The 17,824-nt window shown below is 69.6% G+C and carries 19 protein-coding genes; 14 read left to right on the top strand and 5 right to left on the bottom strand.

Translation table 11 applies throughout. The features are described 5' to 3' along the window. Positions 1-386: 386 nt before the first annotated feature. On the bottom strand, positions 387-1,271 hold the full coding sequence (locus AC1DVI_RS23975; protein ID WP_476960094.1) for a lipid kinase: 885 nt from the start codon (positions 1,269-1,271) through the stop codon (positions 387-389). After that, positions 1,268-1,945: an HAD family hydrolase gene (locus AC1DVI_RS23970; protein WP_476960092.1), complete on the bottom strand. Its 678-nt coding sequence runs from the start codon at positions 1,943-1,945 to the stop codon at positions 1,268-1,270. The genes AC1DVI_RS23975 and AC1DVI_RS23970 overlap by 4 nt, the downstream gene beginning before the upstream one ends. A gap of 204 nt (positions 1,946-2,149) precedes the next feature. On the opposite strand from AC1DVI_RS23970, the gene AC1DVI_RS23965 reads away from it, so the two are divergent. The 3 genes from AC1DVI_RS23965 (at position 2,150) to AC1DVI_RS23955 (ending at position 5,665) form a co-directional block, all read left to right on the top strand. Further along, the gene (locus tag AC1DVI_RS23965; RefSeq protein WP_476960091.1) at positions 2,150-3,271 is read left to right on the top strand and encodes an AI-2E family transporter; all 1,122 of its coding nucleotides are present in this window, start codon (positions 2,150-2,152) and stop codon (positions 3,269-3,271) included. 178 nt (positions 3,272-3,449) lie between these two features. Then, positions 3,450-4,220, top strand: a complete 771-nt coding sequence (locus tag AC1DVI_RS23960) for a DUF2076 domain-containing protein (RefSeq protein ID WP_476960090.1) — start codon at positions 3,450-3,452, stop codon at positions 4,218-4,220. A 386-nt stretch (positions 4,221-4,606) separates the two neighbouring features. Continuing rightward, positions 4,607-5,665, top strand: a complete 1,059-nt coding sequence (locus AC1DVI_RS23955; RefSeq protein WP_476960089.1) for a Glu/Leu/Phe/Val dehydrogenase dimerization domain-containing protein — start codon at positions 4,607-4,609, stop codon at positions 5,663-5,665. A 7-nt stretch (positions 5,666-5,672) separates the two neighbouring features. Here AC1DVI_RS23955 and AC1DVI_RS23950 read toward each other — a convergent pair whose 3' ends face one another. Then, positions 5,673-6,338 (bottom strand): MarC family protein, encoded by a 666-nt coding sequence (locus tag AC1DVI_RS23950; RefSeq protein ID WP_476960088.1) that lies wholly within the window; start codon positions 6,336-6,338, stop codon positions 5,673-5,675. Between the two features lie 237 nt (positions 6,339-6,575). On the opposite strand from AC1DVI_RS23950, the gene AC1DVI_RS23945 reads away from it, so the two are divergent. The 3 genes from AC1DVI_RS23945 (at position 6,576) to AC1DVI_RS23935 (ending at position 8,664) form a co-directional block, all read left to right on the top strand. Further along, positions 6,576-7,577 (top strand): alpha/beta hydrolase family protein, encoded by a 1,002-nt coding sequence (locus tag AC1DVI_RS23945; RefSeq protein WP_476960087.1) that lies wholly within the window; start codon positions 6,576-6,578, stop codon positions 7,575-7,577. Positions 7,578-7,637: 60 nt separating this feature from the next. Continuing rightward, entirely contained in the window at positions 7,638-8,321 is a 684-nt protein-coding gene (locus tag AC1DVI_RS23940) for a class I SAM-dependent methyltransferase (protein ID WP_476960086.1), read from the top strand. Between the two features lie 124 nt (positions 8,322-8,445). Next, complete coding sequence (locus tag AC1DVI_RS23935) at positions 8,446-8,664, top strand: hypothetical protein (protein WP_476960085.1); 219 nt, start codon at positions 8,446-8,448, stop codon at positions 8,662-8,664. 17 nt (positions 8,665-8,681) lie between these two features. On the opposite strand, the gene AC1DVI_RS23930 is transcribed toward AC1DVI_RS23935, so the two are convergent. Beyond that, positions 8,682-9,500, bottom strand: coding sequence for a hypothetical protein (locus AC1DVI_RS23930; protein WP_476960084.1), 819 nt, complete (start codon positions 9,498-9,500; stop codon positions 8,682-8,684). 351 nt (positions 9,501-9,851) lie between these two features. Here AC1DVI_RS23930 and AC1DVI_RS23925 point away from each other — a divergent pair, with 351 nt between their 5' ends. From AC1DVI_RS23925 to AC1DVI_RS23895, 7 genes are all read left to right on the top strand, one after another. Next, complete coding sequence (locus AC1DVI_RS23925; protein WP_476960083.1) at positions 9,852-10,646, top strand: response regulator transcription factor; 795 nt, start codon at positions 9,852-9,854, stop codon at positions 10,644-10,646. A gap of 338 nt (positions 10,647-10,984) precedes the next feature. Then, entirely contained in the window at positions 10,985-12,229 is a 1,245-nt protein-coding gene (locus AC1DVI_RS23920) for a flagellin N-terminal helical domain-containing protein (protein WP_035682206.1), read from the top strand. A gap of 110 nt (positions 12,230-12,339) precedes the next feature. After that, positions 12,340-12,732: a flagellar biosynthesis regulator FlaF gene (gene flaF / locus AC1DVI_RS23915; RefSeq protein WP_476960082.1), complete on the top strand. Its 393-nt coding sequence runs from the start codon at positions 12,340-12,342 to the stop codon at positions 12,730-12,732. Next, entirely contained in the window at positions 12,722-13,174 is a 453-nt protein-coding gene (locus AC1DVI_RS23910; RefSeq protein ID WP_476960081.1) for a flagellar biosynthesis repressor FlbT, read from the top strand. Before flaF ends, AC1DVI_RS23910 begins: the two co-directional genes overlap by 11 nt. Positions 13,175-13,179: 5 nt before the next feature. Continuing rightward, complete coding sequence (locus AC1DVI_RS23905) at positions 13,180-13,545, top strand: FlaG family protein (RefSeq protein WP_476960080.1); 366 nt, start codon at positions 13,180-13,182, stop codon at positions 13,543-13,545. Further along, the gene (locus tag AC1DVI_RS23900; RefSeq protein ID WP_476960079.1) at positions 13,542-14,336 is read left to right on the top strand and encodes a DUF1217 domain-containing protein; all 795 of its coding nucleotides are present in this window, start codon (positions 13,542-13,544) and stop codon (positions 14,334-14,336) included. Before AC1DVI_RS23905 ends, AC1DVI_RS23900 begins: the two co-directional genes overlap by 4 nt. An 88-nt stretch (positions 14,337-14,424) precedes the next feature. After that, positions 14,425-15,459, top strand: coding sequence for a hypothetical protein (locus AC1DVI_RS23895; RefSeq protein WP_476960093.1), 1,035 nt, complete (start codon positions 14,425-14,427; stop codon positions 15,457-15,459). Between the two features lie 29 nt (positions 15,460-15,488). Here the strand turns inward: AC1DVI_RS23895 and AC1DVI_RS23890 are convergent, their stop codons facing one another. After that, entirely contained in the window at positions 15,489-16,700 is a 1,212-nt protein-coding gene (locus AC1DVI_RS23890) for an MFS transporter (RefSeq protein WP_476960078.1), read from the bottom strand. 246 nt (positions 16,701-16,946) lie between these two features. On the opposite strand from AC1DVI_RS23890, the gene AC1DVI_RS23885 reads away from it, so the two are divergent. Beyond that, positions 16,947-17,819: a LysR family transcriptional regulator gene (locus tag AC1DVI_RS23885; RefSeq protein ID WP_476960077.1), complete on the top strand. Its 873-nt coding sequence runs from the start codon at positions 16,947-16,949 to the stop codon at positions 17,817-17,819. Positions 17,820-17,824: the final 5 nt, after the last annotated feature.

Genomic DNA, 17,824 nt, shown 5'->3' with positions numbered 1-17,824 from the left:
TCGCAGAGCTGGCGCTCGTCGAGGCGGATCTCGCTCGGCCCGCCGTAGATGTCCATCTGGGTGATGGCTTGGCGCAGCGACTGGTAGGCCTTGGCCTTGAAGCTCATCCCCTGATCCAGGGGTGCGACCGAGAAACTCATCGTCTGCATGGCTGTTCCCGTCCCTGACTCTTCTTTCCCCTCGCGTGGGAGGGCCCCCGGCTGAAGGGGTCTGGGCCGCGGTTTCGTTGCCCCGGAGAAGGGAAGCGGCTTGGATTGGAGATACGGTATACCAGATACCACTAGCCCGCAAGCGATTATGTTCGCTCAGCGAACTGTTTCACGAACGCACTGGGAGCGTGGGGGGAATGTCGCGCTGGAGTTGCGGAGAGTTATGAGGGCAAGGCCTCACCGCGGCGGCGCGATGACCGCGACGGCTCCCGGCCGCACGCGGAAGCGCGCCGGGGTGTGGGTGGTGATGTCGCCGTCGGTGTTGACCGGGCGGCGGTGGCGGGTGGTGATCTCCACCTCCTGCCCGTACCAGGCGTGAACGTTCTTCCAGTGCCCGTGCCGGCCGCGCCGGAAGTCCGGGTACAGCAGGGGCCACTCCCACCAGCCGCGCAGGTCGATGCTGTAGACGTCCAGCTGCCCATCGTCGGGGGCGGCGTTCTCCTGAACGGTCATGCCGCCGCCGTAATGGCGCCCGTTGCCGACTCCGATCTGCACCGACTTGACGCGGTGCCGCGTCCCGTTGATGCGGATCTCGGCGCGGAAGGGCGCCATGCGCCGCGCCACGCGGAAGGCCGCCACGGCGTAGCCGAACACGCCCCAGCGCCGCTTCATCTCGCGCGTCAGTTCGCGGGCCAGTTCGACGCTGAGCCCGATGCTGGCGACGTTGAAGAAGGCCACGCCGTTGACCTCGCCCAGGTCGATTCGGCGGACCGGGCCGCTGACGGCCAGCTTCGCCGCCTCCCGCACATCCAGCGGGATTCCCAGCGTGCGCGCCAGATCGTTCGCCGTGCCCATCGGCAGGATGGCGAGCGGCAGGCCGGTGTCGGCCAGCGCCGGGGCGGCGGCGTTCATCGTGCCGTCGCCGCCCCCGATGATGACCATGTCCACCGAGTCGGCATGGTCACGAATCGCCTCGGCGATGTCCTCCCGTTCGCGGCACTCGGCGCGGATCAGGGTGACTCCCGCCTTCGCGGCCTCCTCCCGGATGTCGTCGAGCGCGCGCCGCCCCTGGCGGGCCTTCCCGTTGACGATCAGCAGCGCACGGCGTCGGTCGGCGCTCAGCGTCGGCCTCCCACCTCGTCGAGATGCTCCAGCAGGCTGGCCGGGTCCTCATAGACGCGGAAGGCGCCGGCCCGCTCCAGCTCGTCCTGCCCGTAGCCGCCGGACAGCAGCCCGATGCTGAGCGCGCGGGCGCGCCGCGCGGCCAGGATGTCCCACACGCTGTCGCCGACCACGATGGCCGACTCGATGGGCACGGCCAGCCGCTCCGCCGCGGCCAGGAACAGGTCAGGGTCGGGCTTGGCGTATTTCACCTGATCGCGCGTCACCACCGGTATCCTGTCGGGGTCGACGCCCAGAGCCTCAAGGCCGGAGCGCGCCGTCTCGATCCGCCCGCTGGTCGCGATGGCCCAGGGGATGCCCGCCGCCGTCAGGTGGGACAGCAGCTCCTGCGCGCCGGGCAGCGGGCGGACGCGCCCGGCCAGCCCGCGGAACGCCTCGGCATGGCGGCGGCGCAGCCGTTCCAGAAGCTCCGGGCTGATGGCGAGGCCGGTCTCGCGCAGCAGCATGTTGGCGAACAGGCCGCCGCTCATGCCGATCTTGCGGTGGATGCGCCAGACCGACAGCTCGATCCCTTCTTGGTCCAGCGCCTCCTGCCAGGCCAGCACATGCTGGTAGACGCTGTCGATCAGCGTTCCGTCGAGGTCGAACAGGAAAGCCGTGTTGATGCGGTCCATGGCGTGTGTCCCCAAGGCTGAATCCCGCTCCGGCGGAGCCGGCCCCAGTGAGTTGGTGCCGGGCCTGCTGCGCCGCAACGTCCCCCGGCGGCAATTCTGCGCCCCCTGCACCGAATGGGGCGCGGCGGAACTTCGGCGCCGGATTCGCGTCAAGCTCATGCTGCCCAACCGGCGGCGCGGCGCAACAGCGGGGAGCGGACGGCTTTGGCACAGCGAGAGGACGCGGACGGCAATCGGCGCTGGTCCATCGACCGGATCACGCTCGGCCTCTGGCTGCTCGGCCTGCTGGCCGCCTTGGCCGTCCTGTGGGGCCTCGGCGCCGCCTCGCCGGTGCTCATCCCGCTGGCCGGGGCTTTCTTCGTGGCGGTCGCCGTGGCGCCGGTCGGGCGCTGGGTGCGCGACCGGGTGCCGCCGCGGCTGGCCCTGCTCGGCCCGCTCGCCGCCATGCTGACGGTGCTGCTGGTGCTGGCCGTCTTCGCCGGCGGCCTGTGGTTCATCGGCCAGCGCGTGGCCGGCGAGGTGCCGCGCCACGGCGAGGAGCTGCAACGCCTGTGGGGGCAGGCGAACGGCTGGATCGACGGGCTGCGCGAACAGTTTCTCGGCGATTCGGACGGCGGCTCCGGCAGCGACGGAGGCGGCGGGGCGGAGGCGTTGTCCGGCCTCGTCGCGTCGGTGCTGACGGCGGCGCGGGAGGCCGTCTCGACGCTGGTCATCGTGCTGTTCCTCGCCCTGCTGATGCTGGTCGAGGCGCCGGTCTGGCGCGAGAAAATCGTGAAGACGCTGGGGCCGGAGCGCTGCGCCACCACCGTCACCGCGGTCACCGCCATCGCCCAGCAGTTCCGCCGCTTCCTGCTGGTCAGCACGACGCTGGGCCTGATCACCGGGGCGCTCTACATCGGCTGGCTGTCGCTGTTCGGGATCGACTTCCTGTTCCTGTGGGGCTTCCTGGCCTTCCTGCTGAACTACATACCGGTGATCGGGTCGGTGGGAGCGGCCACGCTGCCCGTGCTGATGGCGCTGGCCCAGGGCGGTTCGTCCACCGCCCTGATGGTCGCGGGCGGGCTGCTGGTGATCGAACAGGTGATGGGCAACTTCATCGGCCCGCGGCTGGAGGGCAAGCAGCTCGCCATCTCCCCGCTGGTGATCGTCAGTTCGCTGCTGCTGTGGAGTTGGCTGTGGGGGGCCGCCGGAACCGTGCTGGCGGTTCCGATGACCGTCCTGATCGCCATCGCGCTCAGCCACATCGACGCGCTGCGCCCCTTCGCCTTCGTGCTCAGCGACAAAAGCGACCGCCGCCGCTTCGAGGCGCGCACCCGGCCGGAATAACGCAGCGCTGTTTTCCGTTATTTTTCTGGCGCCCCCCTCTCTTGACAGGTTTCCCGGCCCTCCCCACGTCTCCGGGACCTGTGATCCGGGCCCCTCTGGCGACTTAGACGTGGTCGCGATGTCGGATCTCTTCACCTGCTCTTGCGCCGACGGGCGTGACCGCACTTGGAGGGACTGAATGCTCCCATGGACCCGCGATCCCCAGACCTCTCCAACACCCTCCACATCTTTCCGCCCCCCTCCGGACGACGCCGCCCGCCCCACGGACGACGCGCCGGGGCACGCCCGGACCATCCCGCAAACCACCGAGAGCACGAGCACCGCCATGGACCAGACCGAACGCCAGATCATTGACGACCTCTTCGCCAAGCTGCGTCAGGCCGAGGCCCAGTCCGGCCCGCGCGACCCGCAGGCCGAAGCCCACATCCGCGACACCATCGCCCGCCAGCCGGCGGCGCCCTACCTGATGGCGCAGGCCATCGTCATGCTGGAGCAGGCGCTGGCCGCCTCGCAGAACCAGAACCAGGAGCTGGAGCGCCAGCTTCAGGAGCGCCCGGCTGCGGCCGCGGGCGGCGGCGGCATCTTCGGCGGCCTGTTCGGTGGCGGCGCCAAGCCCGCCCCGGCCCCGCAGCAGCGCCCCGGCGGCTCGCCCGGCAACTCCCCTTGGGGCCAGGCGCCAGGCGCCGCCCCGGCCTATGGCGACCCTCGCGTCGCCGCCTACGCCCAGCAGCCCCAACGGGCCGGCGGCGGCTTCATGGCCGGCGCCATGCAGACCGCCATGGGCGTGGCCGGCGGCATGCTGATCGGCAGCGCGCTGTCCAGCGCCTTCTCCGGCGGCGGCGAGGCCATCGCCCAGGAGGCCCAGGGCGCCGTCGATCAGGTCGCCGAGGAACTCCCCAGCCAAGAGGATTCGTGGGGCGGCTTCGGCGGGGACGAGGAGGAATTCTGATCCCCGCGGGGACCGGCCGGGCGGCCTCCTCCCACCGCCCGGCCGGTTCCCGGCCTCTTTCCCCCTTCCCCCGAGCGGACCGGAAATGATCGTTCGCGGCCCCGTCTGCGACACTTTCCCGACGCCGGACCGCCCCGGCGCTCATCTCCTTGCTTTTTGCAGGCCGGCCAACCGTCCGTCTTGCCAGCATTTTCATGCGCATCTAGTTTCCTTCAAGAGAACAGCCCGTCGCTTCCCCGCCCGACCATGCAGGGGTGAAGCACAGGGCAAGGAAAAGCGGACACGCCGTACCACCGCACGGCGCGCGAACCTCTTCCGCGCGCAACGCCCGAGCTTTGCGTCACGGTGATCCCCGCTTTTCAAAAAGAAAAAATTTGGAGGAAACCGTGCAGCTGTTCGACCATCCCGATTTCGACGACCATGAGCAGGTGGTCTTCTGCTCCGACGCCGCGTCCGGCCTGCGCGCAATCATCGCCATCCACGACACCGCGCTCGGCCCGGCGCTGGGCGGTTGCCGCATGTGGCCCTACGCCAGCGACGAGGAGGCCCTGCGCGATGCGCTGCGCCTGTCTCGCGGCATGACCTACAAGTCGGCCCTGGCCGGCCTGCCGCTGGGCGGCGGCAAGTCGGTCATCATCGGCAACCCGCGCACCGACAAGAGCGAGGCGCTGCTGCGCGCCATGGGGCGCCACGTCGAGCGGCTGGGCGGACGCTACATCGTCGCCGAGGATTCCGGCACCGGGGTCCCCGACATCAAGACCATGGCGCTGGAGACCGCCCATGTCTCCGGCGTCGTCGAGAAGGCGACCGCAAGCGGCGGCACGCGCAGCGGCGACCCCTCCCCCTCAACCGCCTACGGCGTCTTCGTCGGGCTCCGCGCGGCGGTGCGCCATCGCCTGCACCGCACCGACCTGGAAGGGCTGACCGTCGCCATCCAAGGGGTGGGCAGCGTCGGCGGGCATCTCGCCCGCTATCTGGCCGAGGCCGGGGCGCGGCTGTGGGTCGCCGACATCGACGAGGCGCAGGCCCGCCGCGTGGCCGACCGCGTCGGCGCAACACCGGTGTCCGCCGACGCCGTCTTCGATCTGGAGGTGGACGTCTTCGCCCCCTGCGCGCTGGGCGCCGTTCTGAACGACGGCATAATCCCGCGGCTGACCTGCCCGGTCGTTGCGGGTGCTGCCAACAACCAGCTCGCCGAGGCCCGGCACGGGCAGGCGCTGGCCGACCGCGGCATCCTCTACGCCCCCGATTACGTCATCAACGCCGGCGGGGTGATCGACGTCCATTACGAGCGCGCCGGCTACGACCACAGCCGCGTGATGAGCCACATCGAGCGGATCGCCGACACGCTGACCGAGATCTTCGCCCGCGCCGACATGGAGCGCAAGCCGACCGCCGCCGTGGCCGACCGCATGGCCCGCCAGCGCGTGGGGCGCGCACGCTGAATCGGCCTTAACGCGCCGCGGCCAGCACGGGGAAGGCGTCCAGGATGCCGGTCAGCAGGATCTGGACGCCAACGCAGAACAGCAGGAAGGCGAACAGCCGCGTCAGCACGCGGGCGCGGGTGTGGCCGAGCAGAGCCACCAGCCGGTCGGCGGAACGGTAGGACAGCCAGATCAGCAGCGCGATGGCCAGCGCCGCCGCCGACACGCCGATGAAGAATTCGGCGAGCCCCTCGGTGCCTCTGGGGCGGGTGGCGCCGAGCGCGATGGCGACGGAGATGGTGCCGGGGCCGGTGGTGAAGGGGATGGTCAGGGGGAAGAAGGCCGATTCCCCGACATCGGATTCCCCGGCATCCTCCGCCGGTGCGGCCTGCTCCTGCTTGCGGGCCTCGTGGGCTTCCGGCGCGCTCAGCAGCGCCCAGGCGCGCTCCGCCACCACGAAGCCGCCGGCGATCCGCAGCGCCGCCAGCGAGATGCCGAAGAAGTTCAGCACATAGGACCCCGCCCACAGGGCCGTCAGCATGACGATGGCCGAATAGACGGCGACCAGCGTGGCGAGTTGCACCCGCTCGCCGTGGCTGCGCTCCGCCGTCACCTGGCTGAAGATCAGCGCCATGGCGATGGGGTTGACGATCGAGAACAGCGCCGTGAAGGCGAGAAGGAAGCTGTCGAACATGGGACGGGCCGGCCTGTGCCTTGGCGGTTCGCTGGGCTCACCGCCGTGGTACAGCGCGGCCCGTTCCTTGGCAAGGCGCCATGATTTGCGGATCCCATTGTTCAGGCAGGAAACGTCGTGCTTGCCGTTCGACCGGCAAGACGGCCACACTCCCCCCTAGCGGGGAAGGCTTCGAGACATAATGCCGGAGGGGTTGCGATGAGTCCGCGAACACGGCGGTGGGTTCTGGCTCTTGCGATGACCGGGCTGCTCCCGGTCCTGCCCGCGCGGGCGGAAACGCCAGCCCAGTTCCGGGCGGCGGTGTCGCAGATCGCCTACGCCGATCCGGGCGCAGGCAAGACGGTACCGATCCTGCTGCTCTACCCGACGCGCGATCCCGTCCAGCCGATCCGCCGGGGACCCTATCATCTGAATGTCGCCCCGGAGGGCGGACCGGCGCTGGATTCCGTGCCGCTGGTGATGATGACCCAGGGACCGGCGCGCAACGGGCTGGCGATGGTCAGCGTCGCCCTGTTCCTGGCGCGCCGCGGGATGATGACCGCCATCGTGACCCATCTCGGCGGCATGGAACCGGACGCGGACCCCAGGGCCGGCAAGGGCGACCGGATCGGCACCGTCCCGCTGTGGCCGGAACTGCCGCTGCAGCTCCGCGCAGCGCTGGACGCTGTGCTGGCCTCCTCGCCCATGGGCTTCCGGGTGGACCGGCAGCGCATCGGCGTGCTCGGCTACGCAGCCGGGGGCCATGCGGCGCTGGCGGCGGCGGGCGGGGTCGCCGATCCGGGGCGGCTGGCCCAGGTGTGCGCCACCCATCCGGACGATCGCAGCCTCTGCCCGGCGGGCGCCAAGACCACGGCCGCGGCCGCGCCGAAGCGGCTGGAGGCCGCCACCGATCCCCGCATCCGCTCGCTGCTGCTGATGGACCCGGTCGGCGCGCTGTTCGGGGACGGCGCGCTGTCCCGCGTCACCGTTCCGGTCCGGCTGTACGAGGCGGAGAAGGGCGACGAGAGCGGCGCCCTCCAGGTGGCGCGGGTGCGCGGCCTGCTGCCCCGGCCGCCGGAATACGACCTCGTGCCCGGCGCCGGCCACTACGCCTTCCTGACGCCGGTCCCGGCCAGCGCCGCCGCCCGCTTCGGCGCGACGGTGCAGGACCCGCCGGGCTTCGACCGCGCCGGCTTCCACGCGCGGCTGAACGACGAGGTCCTCGACTATTTCCGGCGGACGCTGAACGCCGCGCCCTGACCCACCGGGTCCGGAACGCCCCCAACACCTGCCAACCATCAAGAAAAACGGAAACGCACCATGACGACGATGACCCTGAAGGACGCCCTGGCCGAGATTCTGGACCCGCGGGACCGGACCGTGGTGGATGTCGGCTGTGGCGACGGGGCGCTGACCCGCCATTTCGCGGGACTCGGCGCCCGGGCCATCGGCATCGAGATCAGCGAGGGCCAGCTCGCCCGCGCCCGCAAGGCGGAGCCGGTGGCCGGCGCCGACTACCGCGTCGGCAAGGGGGAGGCGCTGCCGCTGGCCGACGCGTCGGTGGACGCCGTCGTTTACTCCAACAGCTTCCACCACCTGCCGCTGGCGGTCATGGCCGACGCGATGGCCGAGGCGGCGCGGGTCCTGAAGCCCGGCGGCACGCTGGTAGTGGTGGAGCCGATCGCCGAGGGCGCCTATTTCGAGGTCATCCTGCCCATCGAGGACGAGACGGAGGTGCGCGCCGCCGCCTACGACACGCTGAAGCATCCGCCGCTGCCGCTGCAGGCGGTGGACGAGACGGTCTACGGCACCGTGGTGCGCTACCGCGACGCCGATCATTACCTGACTCACGTCACCGCCGTGGACCCGGCGCGGCGCGAACGCCTGCCTCCGGTCGAGGCCGAGGTCCGCCGCCGCTTCGCCGCCAGCGGGCGGATCGACGCGGAGGGGATGACCGCCTTCGACCAGCCGATGCGGCGCATGGTCTTCAAGAAGCTGCCTTAAGCAGGACCCGCTTGGCAGCGATACGGCGGCGTGACAGCATGAGCGCCGCCGTTTGGTCACAGGCGCGCCATCGCGCGTCCGGGGCATAGTGGAGCGGCGTCACTCCATTCAAAGGTCGAAGACCATGCCCCGCCCCGCCCTGTCCCGATCCGGCTTGTCCGTCGCCGCCCTGATCCTTCCGGCAGCCTTGCTTCTGACCGGTTGCGGGGTGGTGGTCGCCACCGTGGACACGGCGGCCAGCGTCGCCGGGTCCGCGGTCAGCGTCGCCGGCGACGTGGTGTCGGCCACGGCCCATGTGGCGACCGCGCCCTTCCGCGGCGGCGACGAGAAAAAGGACGAATAACGCTCAGCGCCGGACGCTCAACTCCGGAACAGGCGGCGCCACCAGGGGCTCTGCCGCCGCGCCAGCTCGGTCACCAGGATGCGGCACTGGTCGCGCATCGCCTCGTAGGCAGCGACCTCGGCCTCGCGGTCGCGGCGCAGGCCGTCCAGCGTGCCGGTCAGCCGCTCCAGCCGCTTCTCCAACTCCGCGCCGGTTCGGCGCTCCCGCTCCAAGGCCGTTTGCGCCTCCTCGCTGCGGCGTTCCGCCGCCTCGATGCGCTGACGGAAACCGCGTTCCCGCGCCTCCGTGTCGGCGATCAGCCGTTCCACGAGGTCGCCGATGCGCTTGCGCTCCGCCTCCCGGTCGGCCTGGAGCCGGTCCAGAGCCACCGCGTGGGACAGGCGCAGGGCGGCGATCTCCGAATTCACCGCGGACAGCCGGTCCTCCGCGTCCTGAAGCGCACGGGCCATGCCCTGCTCGCGCGCCGAGGTTTCGGCGATCAGCGTCTCGACGAGTTGATTGATGCGGTCGCGCTCCGCGTCGCGATCGCCCTGGAGGGTCCCGACCTCCCCGGAGCGCGCCCGCTCCACCTGCCCGATGGCCTCGCGCCAGCGTTCGCGTTCGGAGGCGTGCTCGGCGATCACCCGCAGCCGCTCCGCCCGTTCGCTGTCCGCCGCGGCCTCGGCCTTGGCGATCTGTTCGCCCAGCGTGGCGACCTGATCGCCATAGACGCGCAGGAGTTGCGTGGTTTCCTCCGACGGCGCCTTTGCCGCGCGCTGACGGGTGGTCCGCTTGGCCGGCGCCGCGGGCGGAGGCGTCGTATCCTCGGCGTTGGAGAGCGGCATCATCTCGGTCATCGCGGCTTATCCTGACAGTCGGGCCTGCACCGCCACAGTAGCGCGTCCGGCGCGCCGCGCACAGGGACCTTTTTCCATAGGCCAGGACAGGGAGACAGCCCGGCAAAAGCGGAGCCGAGAATTCGTCCTGTATTTTCGCGGTTTTCACCGGCAAATTTCCCAAAATCATTTCTGTTAACGGGTTTTAAAACCGCTTTAACGCCGACTCCCGCCTCTCGCCAAGGTATTAACACCAACGATTGACAGTACGGATTTCGATTGGTTTTTTGAATGATGTTTGCAGGCGCGAAAAAGACTTTTCCTAAAAAGCAAATCAATCGCCCTGGCCGATCCGATTCTGCGGAGAACCCCATGCGTGCTGTCCTGGTTGAACCAAATCCGTTGATCGCCGACGCCCTCGGCCGTCAGCTCGGCATGGGGAAGATCCGCTACGATCGCCAGGACTGGGCCGGGCTGGAGGAGCTTCTGCAACAGCAGGGTGCCGACGGGCTGGGCTACGACGCCATCGTCCTGGGCAGCGTCGACGACCCGGCGCGCTGCGTGGCGGCGCTGCGGGCGCATCAGGTCGGGGCGGCGATCCTCTGCCTGCTCGACCGGCGCTGCGTGGCGACGACCGTGGAGTTGCTGCACGCCGGGGCCGACGACGTGCTGGTCAAGCCGGTGGTCAGCGCCGAGGTGCGGGCGCGCATCGAGGTGGCGCGGCGGCGCTCGCGCGGCCTGCTGAGCAACGCGGTGCGGGTGGGTCGGCTGACGGTGTTCCTCGACGGGCGCGACCCRGACGTCGATGGCGAGCGGCTGCGGCTGAGCCAGCGCGAGCACGCCATCCTCGGCGTGCTGGCCGCCCATCACCGCCGCGTCGTCTCCAAGGAGCACATCTACGACGAGGTCTACGGCCTGTCCGGCGCCGACCCGCTGGACAAGGTCATCGACGTCTACATCTGCAAGCTGCGCAAGAAGATCGCCGARGCCACCGGCGGCGCCCGCTACATCGAGACCGTCTACGGACGCGGCTACAAGTTCGAGGCCCCGCCCGARCATGAAGAGGCTGTTCCGGCCGCCGCACACGCCACCGCCGCCCGCCGCTTCCCGGCCATCCCCTTCGCCGCGTCCGGCCTGCACCCCAGCTGTCTCGTCGCCGCCGAGTGACGGCGCCTTAATTTCAAAGTCTCGCCTTACGCTCCGTTTCCGACATTTTGCCCCCAACACTTTGAAAGACGCCATGGCCGCGGCCCTTCGGGCACGCCGGCTGAGCCGCTGTGCGCGGTCGCCGCATTTCTATAAAATGCACGATTACTTTTAAAAGATGCCCATCTTTGAAAGACGAATGCGTCACCCTGGAAATGCTGCGGTTTTTTACTCCGGTTTAAACGGGGTCGGTCACAGTCGAATGGTCGGTTGCGCGCCCATAAGAACCAAGTGGGAAGGCCCGCGCACCCGGCCCCAGCGTCAGAAAGGCGCTCTGCATCTCGCGAATGGAGATACACATGGCCTCGATCATGACCAACACCTCGGCGATGACCGCGCTGCAGACGCTGCGCCGCGTGACCGACGATCTGGCGACCACCCAGGATCGCATCTCGACCGGTCTCAAGGTCAACAACGCCAAGGACAACGCCGCCTACTGGTCGATCGCCACGACCATGCGCGCCGACGTCGCCGGCTTCAAGGCGGTGAAGGAATCGCTGGAACTGGGTTCGGGCACGACCAACACCGCGTCGGTGGCGTCCAAGAACATCGTCGAGAACCTGCAGACGCTGAAGGCCCGCGTCATCGCCGGCCAGACCAACGGCGTCGACAAGTCGCTGATCCAGAACGACATCGACCAGCTCGTCAAGCTGGTGAAGGGCGCCGCCGCCGACGCCTCCTTCAACGGCGACAACCTGCTGCGCATCACCTACTCCAACGACGGCACGGCCAAGGACCAGAACGTTGACATCCTGGCGTCGCTGAGCCGCAGCGCCGGCACGGTCGATCCGAGCTACATCAGCTTCCAGCGCCAGGACATGCAGGTCACCTCGATCGTCGGCAAGGCCACGATCGAGCAGCAGGTGGACTCCACCAACGACCTGAAGGCCAGCGTCGGCATCGCCATCGGTGCGCCGGACACCACCTTCATCGACGGCCAGAACCTGGGCCTGGGCAACCTGACCCTGAACGTCACCAACGAGGCGGGCACCAAGACCGCCGTGACGGTGGACCTGTCGGGCATCGACTACACCACGGATCTGGCGACCACCCAGGGCCTGATCGAGACCGCGGTCAACGCGGCCCTGACCACGGCCGGCGGCGACTTCCAGGTGGCCTTCAACGGCGACAAGCTGGAATTCACCGACCAGGACCTGAACACCGATGGCAACTTCACCGCCAAGGTGGACAGCCTGTGGGTCGGCTCGAAGGAAAGCGACGCCTTCGGCGGCCTGGCCGACCTGACGCAGATCGACGTGACCTCCAACGCCACCAAGTCGCTCGAGGTCATCAACGGCCTGCTCGACAAGGCCATCGGCAAGGCCGCGGTGATCGGTTCCATCGAGAACCGCGTGTCGGTGCAGAACGACTTCGTGTCGAAGCTGACCGACTCGATGAACAAGGGCATCGGCTCCCTGGTGGACGCCGACATGAACGAGGAATCGAGCCGCCTGCAGGCCCTCCAGGTCCAGCAGCAGCTCGCCACCCAGGCGCTGTCGATCGCCAACCAGGGTCCGCAGAACATTCTCTCGCTGTTCCGCTAACCCGGTCCGGCCGGCGTCCCTCTCCCGACGGGGCGCCGGCCTCTTTTTCGTCTCACGTCCAGTCCCAGCCCCATTCCGGCGCCCCCGTGCGCGTTGCATAAGGTGCGACCATGAGCATCGCCGCCTACCAGCAGACGATGGCCGAGTGCGAAGACCCGCGCCGCATCGAATATCTGGTCTTCCTCCGCATCACCCTGGATCTGGAGGACAACCGCGACGCCGGCTGGCGGTCGGCGGCGCTGAAGGACGCGCTGTGGCGCAACCTGGAACTCTGGAACACGCTGCGCGCCGACCTTCTGGAGGACGGCAACGCGCTGCCCGAGGTGCTGCGCGCCGGGCTGGTCTCGCTGTCCTTCTCGGTGGCCCGGCAGACCACCCAGGTGCTGCGCGGCGAAGCCGACGCGGGCACGCTGATCGACATCAACCGGTCGGTCATGCGCGGCCTGCAGGGCGTGGCCCGCACGGAGGCCCCCGCTCCGATGGAGGCGTCCTATGGCGCTTAAGCTTCGCCTCAAGCCCTGCGAGCGTGTGGTCATCAACGGCTGCGTCGTGCAGAACGAGAACCGTCGCTACACGCTGACGGTCAGCAACTTCGCCCAGATCATCCGCGGCAGCGACATCATGCAGGAGGACGAGGCCGACACCCCGGTCCGCCGCGCCTATTTCGTGATCCAGAGTATGCTTCTGGACCCCCAGGCCGCGGAGCAGTACGGCAGCGTCGTCGCTGGCATGATGGCCAAGCTCTACACCGCCTTCATGCATCCGGAGATGCAGGACCGCATCATGCAGGCGATGCGCAACGTCAGCGACCGCGACTATTACAAGGCGCTGGCCTGCCTGCGGCCGGTGATGGCCTACGAGGACGGGCTGCTGAACGCGCAGCGCACCCCGCGGGACGAGCGTGCCCCCGAGACTCGCCCTCCCGAAGCCCGTATGGAGGCGTGACCGCCATGCCCGCACCCATCCAGGGGCTGACCGGCGGCGTATCCGGCGTCAACGGCGAGCGCGGCACCGCCAGCGCCGACCTGATCGCCGAAGCCCGCCAGCGCCAGGCCGACCGCTTGCGCGCCGCCCAGGCCGAAGCCGTCAAGGCCACCGAGGTGGTCGAGGAGACCCGCGCGTCGGCGGAATCCGACAACCGCCGCCAGCCCGACCCCMTCCCGCCCTACCGCGTCAACCTCGACCCCGGCACGGGCCGCCTGTCCACCGAGGTGCTCGACACCCACACCGGCGAGGTGATCCTGCGCATCCCGCCCTCCTACGCCGACCCGGCGGAGGAGAGCGGACGGCCGGCGGCCCCGGAGGTGAAGGCATGAGCACGCTCCAGGATTATCGCCAGATCGTCCGCAACCAGGACCGCTACGACGCGATGATCCGCTCGCGGCCCGACGTGAAGCGCAACATCGCCTATTTCGAGGCCAACATCGGCAAGATCTCCAGCGCCGAGGAACTGCTGAAGGACGACAAGCTCTACCGCTTCGTCATGGTGGCCTTCGACCTGGAAAGCCAGACCTACGCGCGCGCCCTCATCCGCAAGGTGCTGGACCAGGGGGTGAAGGACCCGGAGGCGCTGGCCAACCGCATGAACGACGCCAAGTTCAAGGAGATGGCCACCGTCCTGTCCTTCAAGGAGACGGGCGGCGCCACGCTGAAGGAGCCGGCGATCGTCAAGGCCATCGTCGACCGCTATGTCGACGTGTCGCTGGAGGTGAAGGCGGAGGAGAGCAACCCCGCCCTCCGTCTGGCGCTCTATTTCGACCGCAAGGCGCCGCGCATCACCAACTGGTATCAGGTGATGGCCGACCGCGCGCTGCAGAAGGTGGTCTTCACCGCGCTCGACATTCCCGAGCAGTCGGCGCTGGGCGACCTCGACCGGCTGGTCGACAAGCTGAAGAAGCGCTTCGACATCGCCGACTTCAAGGACCCGGCCAAGCTCGGGAAGTTCCTGGACCGCTTCTCGGCCATGTACGACCTGAAGAACGGCGGACCCGCGGGAGCCTCGACAAACCTCCCCTACATCGGGCCGATCAACAGCCGCGGACGCTCCTCGATCATCGCCATCGACCCGTCCATCACCATGTCGCTGCTGAACTTCCCGCGCTTCTGAGCGGCGGCGTTCCGGCAAGCCGAATTCCGGGAGACTGGCTGTGCAGCCGAGCCGACAGGCCAGGCCGCCGGGCGCGTGGCCGCACGTCGTGGCCCTGCTACCCGGCCCGGACGACCGGGACGAGGACACCGCCCGCGACTCCCTTCATATCCTGCCGATGACGATCCTGCCGCTGGAGACTCCGGGCCTGCGCCGGGCGCGGCTGATCAAGAATGTCCGGCTGCAGACGGTGGTGGAGCTGTTCAACGACGTCCACGCCGGCAGCGGGCAGGTGATGCCCAGCCAGTTGCCGCTGCATTTCGGCAACCGCTCGCCCGAGCTGGACCGCGACCTGCTGATGATCGGGCAGATCGCCCAGGCCGCCAGCTTCGACGTCTATTCCCTGCGCATCGAGCTGCGCCGCCTGAAGATCGCGGTGGACGAGCACGCCGCGCTCCGCCTGTCGCAGCGCCGCCGCGAGCAGCTGACCCGCTACATGCGCGTCTTCACCCGGCCGCTGATCGAAAGCGTCTACGGCAGCGACGACGTGCAGGTGCAGAATGTCGAGGACCTGATCCGCCTGTTCGCCGAACCCGATCTGGCGGAGGTGCGCCGCCGGCTGACCCTGATGGCCGACCGGCTGGACATCGCCATGGCCGACATCCCGGCCTTCCTGGAGGAGTACGGCGACATCTTCCTGTCGCTGGCCTATTTCAAGCAGTGCCTGGACGAGATCGTCCCCGACGTTCAGGCCTTCCTGGCCTGGATGGACGCGGTGCGCGGCTTCAGCGAGGTCCGCCGCGACGCCCGCCACGCCCGGATGCTCGACGAGGTGGGCCGCGACCTGACGGAGATCGCTGCCTCGATCACCGGGCGGTTCGAGAGCTTCGACAACCGCTCCAAGGACTTCTGGCGCAACATCAACGCCCAGAGCTTCCGCAGCATCCGCGACCTGATCACCAATCATCACGTCACCATCGGCGGCGTGCTGTGCGGGCTGGCGGTGAAGATGGCCCTGTGGAAGGCCCGTTTTGCCAGCGGCGGCGGCCCGGTGCGCCGCTTGGAGTTCATCCGCTCCGAAATCCTGCCGGGCCTGTCGCACATCCGCTCCCTGGAACGCTCGGCGCGGAGCGGGGGGCGGTAGGCCCCCCAATCTCCCAATTTTCTGGCTTCCTACCGGCGCCGTGCGGCGAGCTGGAGGACGGTGGCCGCCGCGGCGACGGCGATGCCCAGGCCGGTCACCGCGGTCCAGCCTCCGGCGTTCCAGGCCAGCGTCGCGGCACTCGACCCCAGCGCGCCGCCCAGGAACATGCCGCCCATGAAGATGGTGTTCAGCCGGGCGCGGGCTTCGGGGCGCAGGGCGTAGACGATGTGCTGGTTCGACACCAGGGCCGCCTGAACCGCGAAGTCGAGCAGGATCACCCCGGCGACCAGACCGGCGACCGACGTCCACAGCCCGAACAGCAGCCAGGAGGCGAGCGTCAGCAGCGTGCCCAGCAGGATCACCCGGTGCGGCCCGCTGCGGTCGGCGATCCGCCCGGCCATCGGGGCGGCCAGGATGCCGACCGCGCCGACGATGCCGAACAGCCCCGCGGCGTCGGCGCCCAGGCCGAAGCGCGGCTCGGCCAGACGCAGCGCGAGGATGGTCCAGAAGGTGGTGAAGGCGGCGAACAGCAGCCCCTGGGTGACCGCGGCCAGCCGCAGGGCCGGGAACTCCCGCCACAGATGGACCAGCGAACGCATCAGCGCCGGGTAGCGCAGGCCGGCGTTGGGCGATGTGGCGTTCGGGTGGCTGCGCGGCAGCATGACGGCCATCAGCGCGGCTGCAGCCAGCGCCAGCGGTACGGCCAGCCAGAACATGGCGCGCCAGCCCTCGTGCGTGCCGACGAAGCCGGCCAGCGTGCGGCTGAGCAGGATGCCGGTCAGCACCCCCGACATGACGGTTCCCACCGCCGCCCCGCGCCGCTGCGGCGAGGCGAGATGCGCGGCGAAGGGAACGATCTGCTGCGCCACCGTCGCCGAGACGCCGAGCAGCAGCGAGGCGGCGACCAGCAGGGCGGGACCCTGCGCCAGCGCCGTCGCGACCAGCGCCGAGGCGAGCAGCAGGAACTGCCCGACGATCAGCCGCCGCCGCTCCACCAGATCGCCCAGCGGCACCAACAGCAGCAGGCCGGCGGCGTAGCCGAGCTGCGTGGCGGTCGGGATCATGCCGGTCAGCGGGCCGGGCAGGTCGCCTTCGATCAGGCCCAGCATGGGCTGGTTGTAGTAGATGTTCGCGACGGCCAGCCCCGCGGCGGTCGCCATGGCGAAGGTCAGCCCGCGCCCGAGGCGGGTCTGCTCCGGTGCGTGGGCTGATGTGTGGGGCATTGTGTCGGTGATGCTCATGACAGGGGGTCCTTTTGCAACATTCCCTCTCCCCTCTGGGGAGAGGGTTAGGGTGAGGGGGTTGCGCGCGTTGGTACGTTCGGCACAAGCGCAACCCCCTCACCGGCCCTCCGGGCCACCCTCTCCCCAGAGGGGAGAGGGCTATGTGAGGCCCAAGGCGATGATCTCTGAAACAGACCCTATCGCACTTTCATAATCCGCATCAGTCATGCAGAATGAACGGCCTGTACATCGAAATGTGAAGCAATGGACCTCGCCGGATTCGCCGTTCTGGTGGAAGCCGCCCAGGCCGGCAGCCTCGCCGGGGCGGCGCGGCGGCTGGGCATCTCGCCGCTGATGGCGACCCGGCGGCTGGCCGCGCTGGAGGAGGCCATGGGCGCGCGGCTGATGCAGCGGACCACCCGCTCCCTCGCGCTGACGCCGGAGGGGGAGGCGATGCTGCCCTTCGCCCAGGCGATGCTGGAGAACGAGGCGGCGGCGCGGGCCAGCGTCCGGCCGTCCTCCGCCGGGGCGTCGGGGCTGCTGCGGCTGACCGCCTCCGCCGCCTTCGGGCGCAAGATCGTGGTGCCGGTGGTCGCGGACTTCCTGAAGGACAACCCGCAGGTCTCGGTCGATCTGCTGCTGACCGACACGGTGGTGGACATCGTCGGGCAAGGGATCGACCTCGCCATCCGCATCGCGCGTCTGAAGGACAGCGCGCTGATCGCGCGTCGGCTGGCCGACAACCCGCGGGGGCTCTACGCCACGCCCGGCTATCTGGCGGATCGCGGCACGCCCGCCGCCGTCGCGGATCTGGCGGAGCACGAGTGCCTGTGCTTGTCCGGCACGACCCACTGGAGCTTCGCGGGCGACGGGCGGGAGCGGCGAATCCGGGTGCGCGGCCGCTTCACCGCCAACTCCATCGAGGGCTTGCGGGACATCTGCCTCGCCGGGCTCGGCATCGCCGTCCTGTCGGAGTGGGACGTGCGGGAGGAGGTGGCGCGCGGCGCGCTGGTGGCGCTCACCCTGTCCGACGGGGCGTTGGAGCCGCTGGCGGTGTGGGGCGTCCACCCCTCGGCGCGCTTCGTGCCGCCGAAGCTGCGGCTGTTCATGGACGCGCTGGCGAAAGCGCTGCGCTGAACCGG

It is taken from the genome of Azospirillum sp. P4_B5, from assembly GCF_056402275.1.
This window is presented reverse-complemented; position numbering and strand designations above follow the sequence as displayed.

What these genes read in the sequence shown, in the direction of transcription:
- AC1DVI_RS23940 (WP_476960086.1), top strand. Translation starts at nt 7,638, where the DNA reads ATGACGACGATGACCCTGAAGGACGCCCTGGCCGAGATTCTGGACCCG.
- AC1DVI_RS23900 (WP_476960079.1), top strand. Translation starts at nt 13,542, where the DNA reads ATGAGCACGCTCCAGGATTATCGCCAGATCGTCCGCAACCAGGACCGC.
- AC1DVI_RS23945 (WP_476960087.1), top strand. Translation starts at nt 6,576, where the DNA reads ATGACCGGGCTGCTCCCGGTCCTGCCCGCGCGGGCGGAAACGCCAGCC.
- AC1DVI_RS23930 (WP_476960084.1), bottom strand. Translation starts at nt 9,500, where the DNA reads ATGACCGAGATGATGCCGCTCTCCAACGCCGAGGATACGACGCCTCCG.
- AC1DVI_RS23885 (WP_476960077.1), top strand. Translation starts at nt 16,947, where the DNA reads ATGGACCTCGCCGGATTCGCCGTTCTGGTGGAAGCCGCCCAGGCCGGC.
- AC1DVI_RS23970 (WP_476960092.1), bottom strand. Translation starts at nt 1,945, where the DNA reads ATGGACCGCATCAACACGGCTTTCCTGTTCGACCTCGACGGAACGCTG.
- AC1DVI_RS23935 (WP_476960085.1), top strand. Translation starts at nt 8,446, where the DNA reads ATGCCCCGCCCCGCCCTGTCCCGATCCGGCTTGTCCGTCGCCGCCCTG.
- AC1DVI_RS23960 (WP_476960090.1), top strand. Translation starts at nt 3,450, where the DNA reads ATGCTCCCATGGACCCGCGATCCCCAGACCTCTCCAACACCCTCCACA.
- AC1DVI_RS23950 (WP_476960088.1), bottom strand. Translation starts at nt 6,338, where the DNA reads ATGTTCGACAGCTTCCTTCTCGCCTTCACGGCGCTGTTCTCGATCGTC.
- AC1DVI_RS23910 (WP_476960081.1), top strand. Translation starts at nt 12,722, where the DNA reads ATGGCGCTTAAGCTTCGCCTCAAGCCCTGCGAGCGTGTGGTCATCAAC.
- AC1DVI_RS23890 (WP_476960078.1), bottom strand. Translation starts at nt 16,700, where the DNA reads ATGAGCATCACCGACACAATGCCCCACACATCAGCCCACGCACCGGAG.
- AC1DVI_RS23920 (WP_035682206.1), top strand. Translation starts at nt 10,985, where the DNA reads ATGGCCTCGATCATGACCAACACCTCGGCGATGACCGCGCTGCAGACG.
- flaF (WP_476960082.1), top strand. Translation starts at nt 12,340, where the DNA reads ATGAGCATCGCCGCCTACCAGCAGACGATGGCCGAGTGCGAAGACCCG.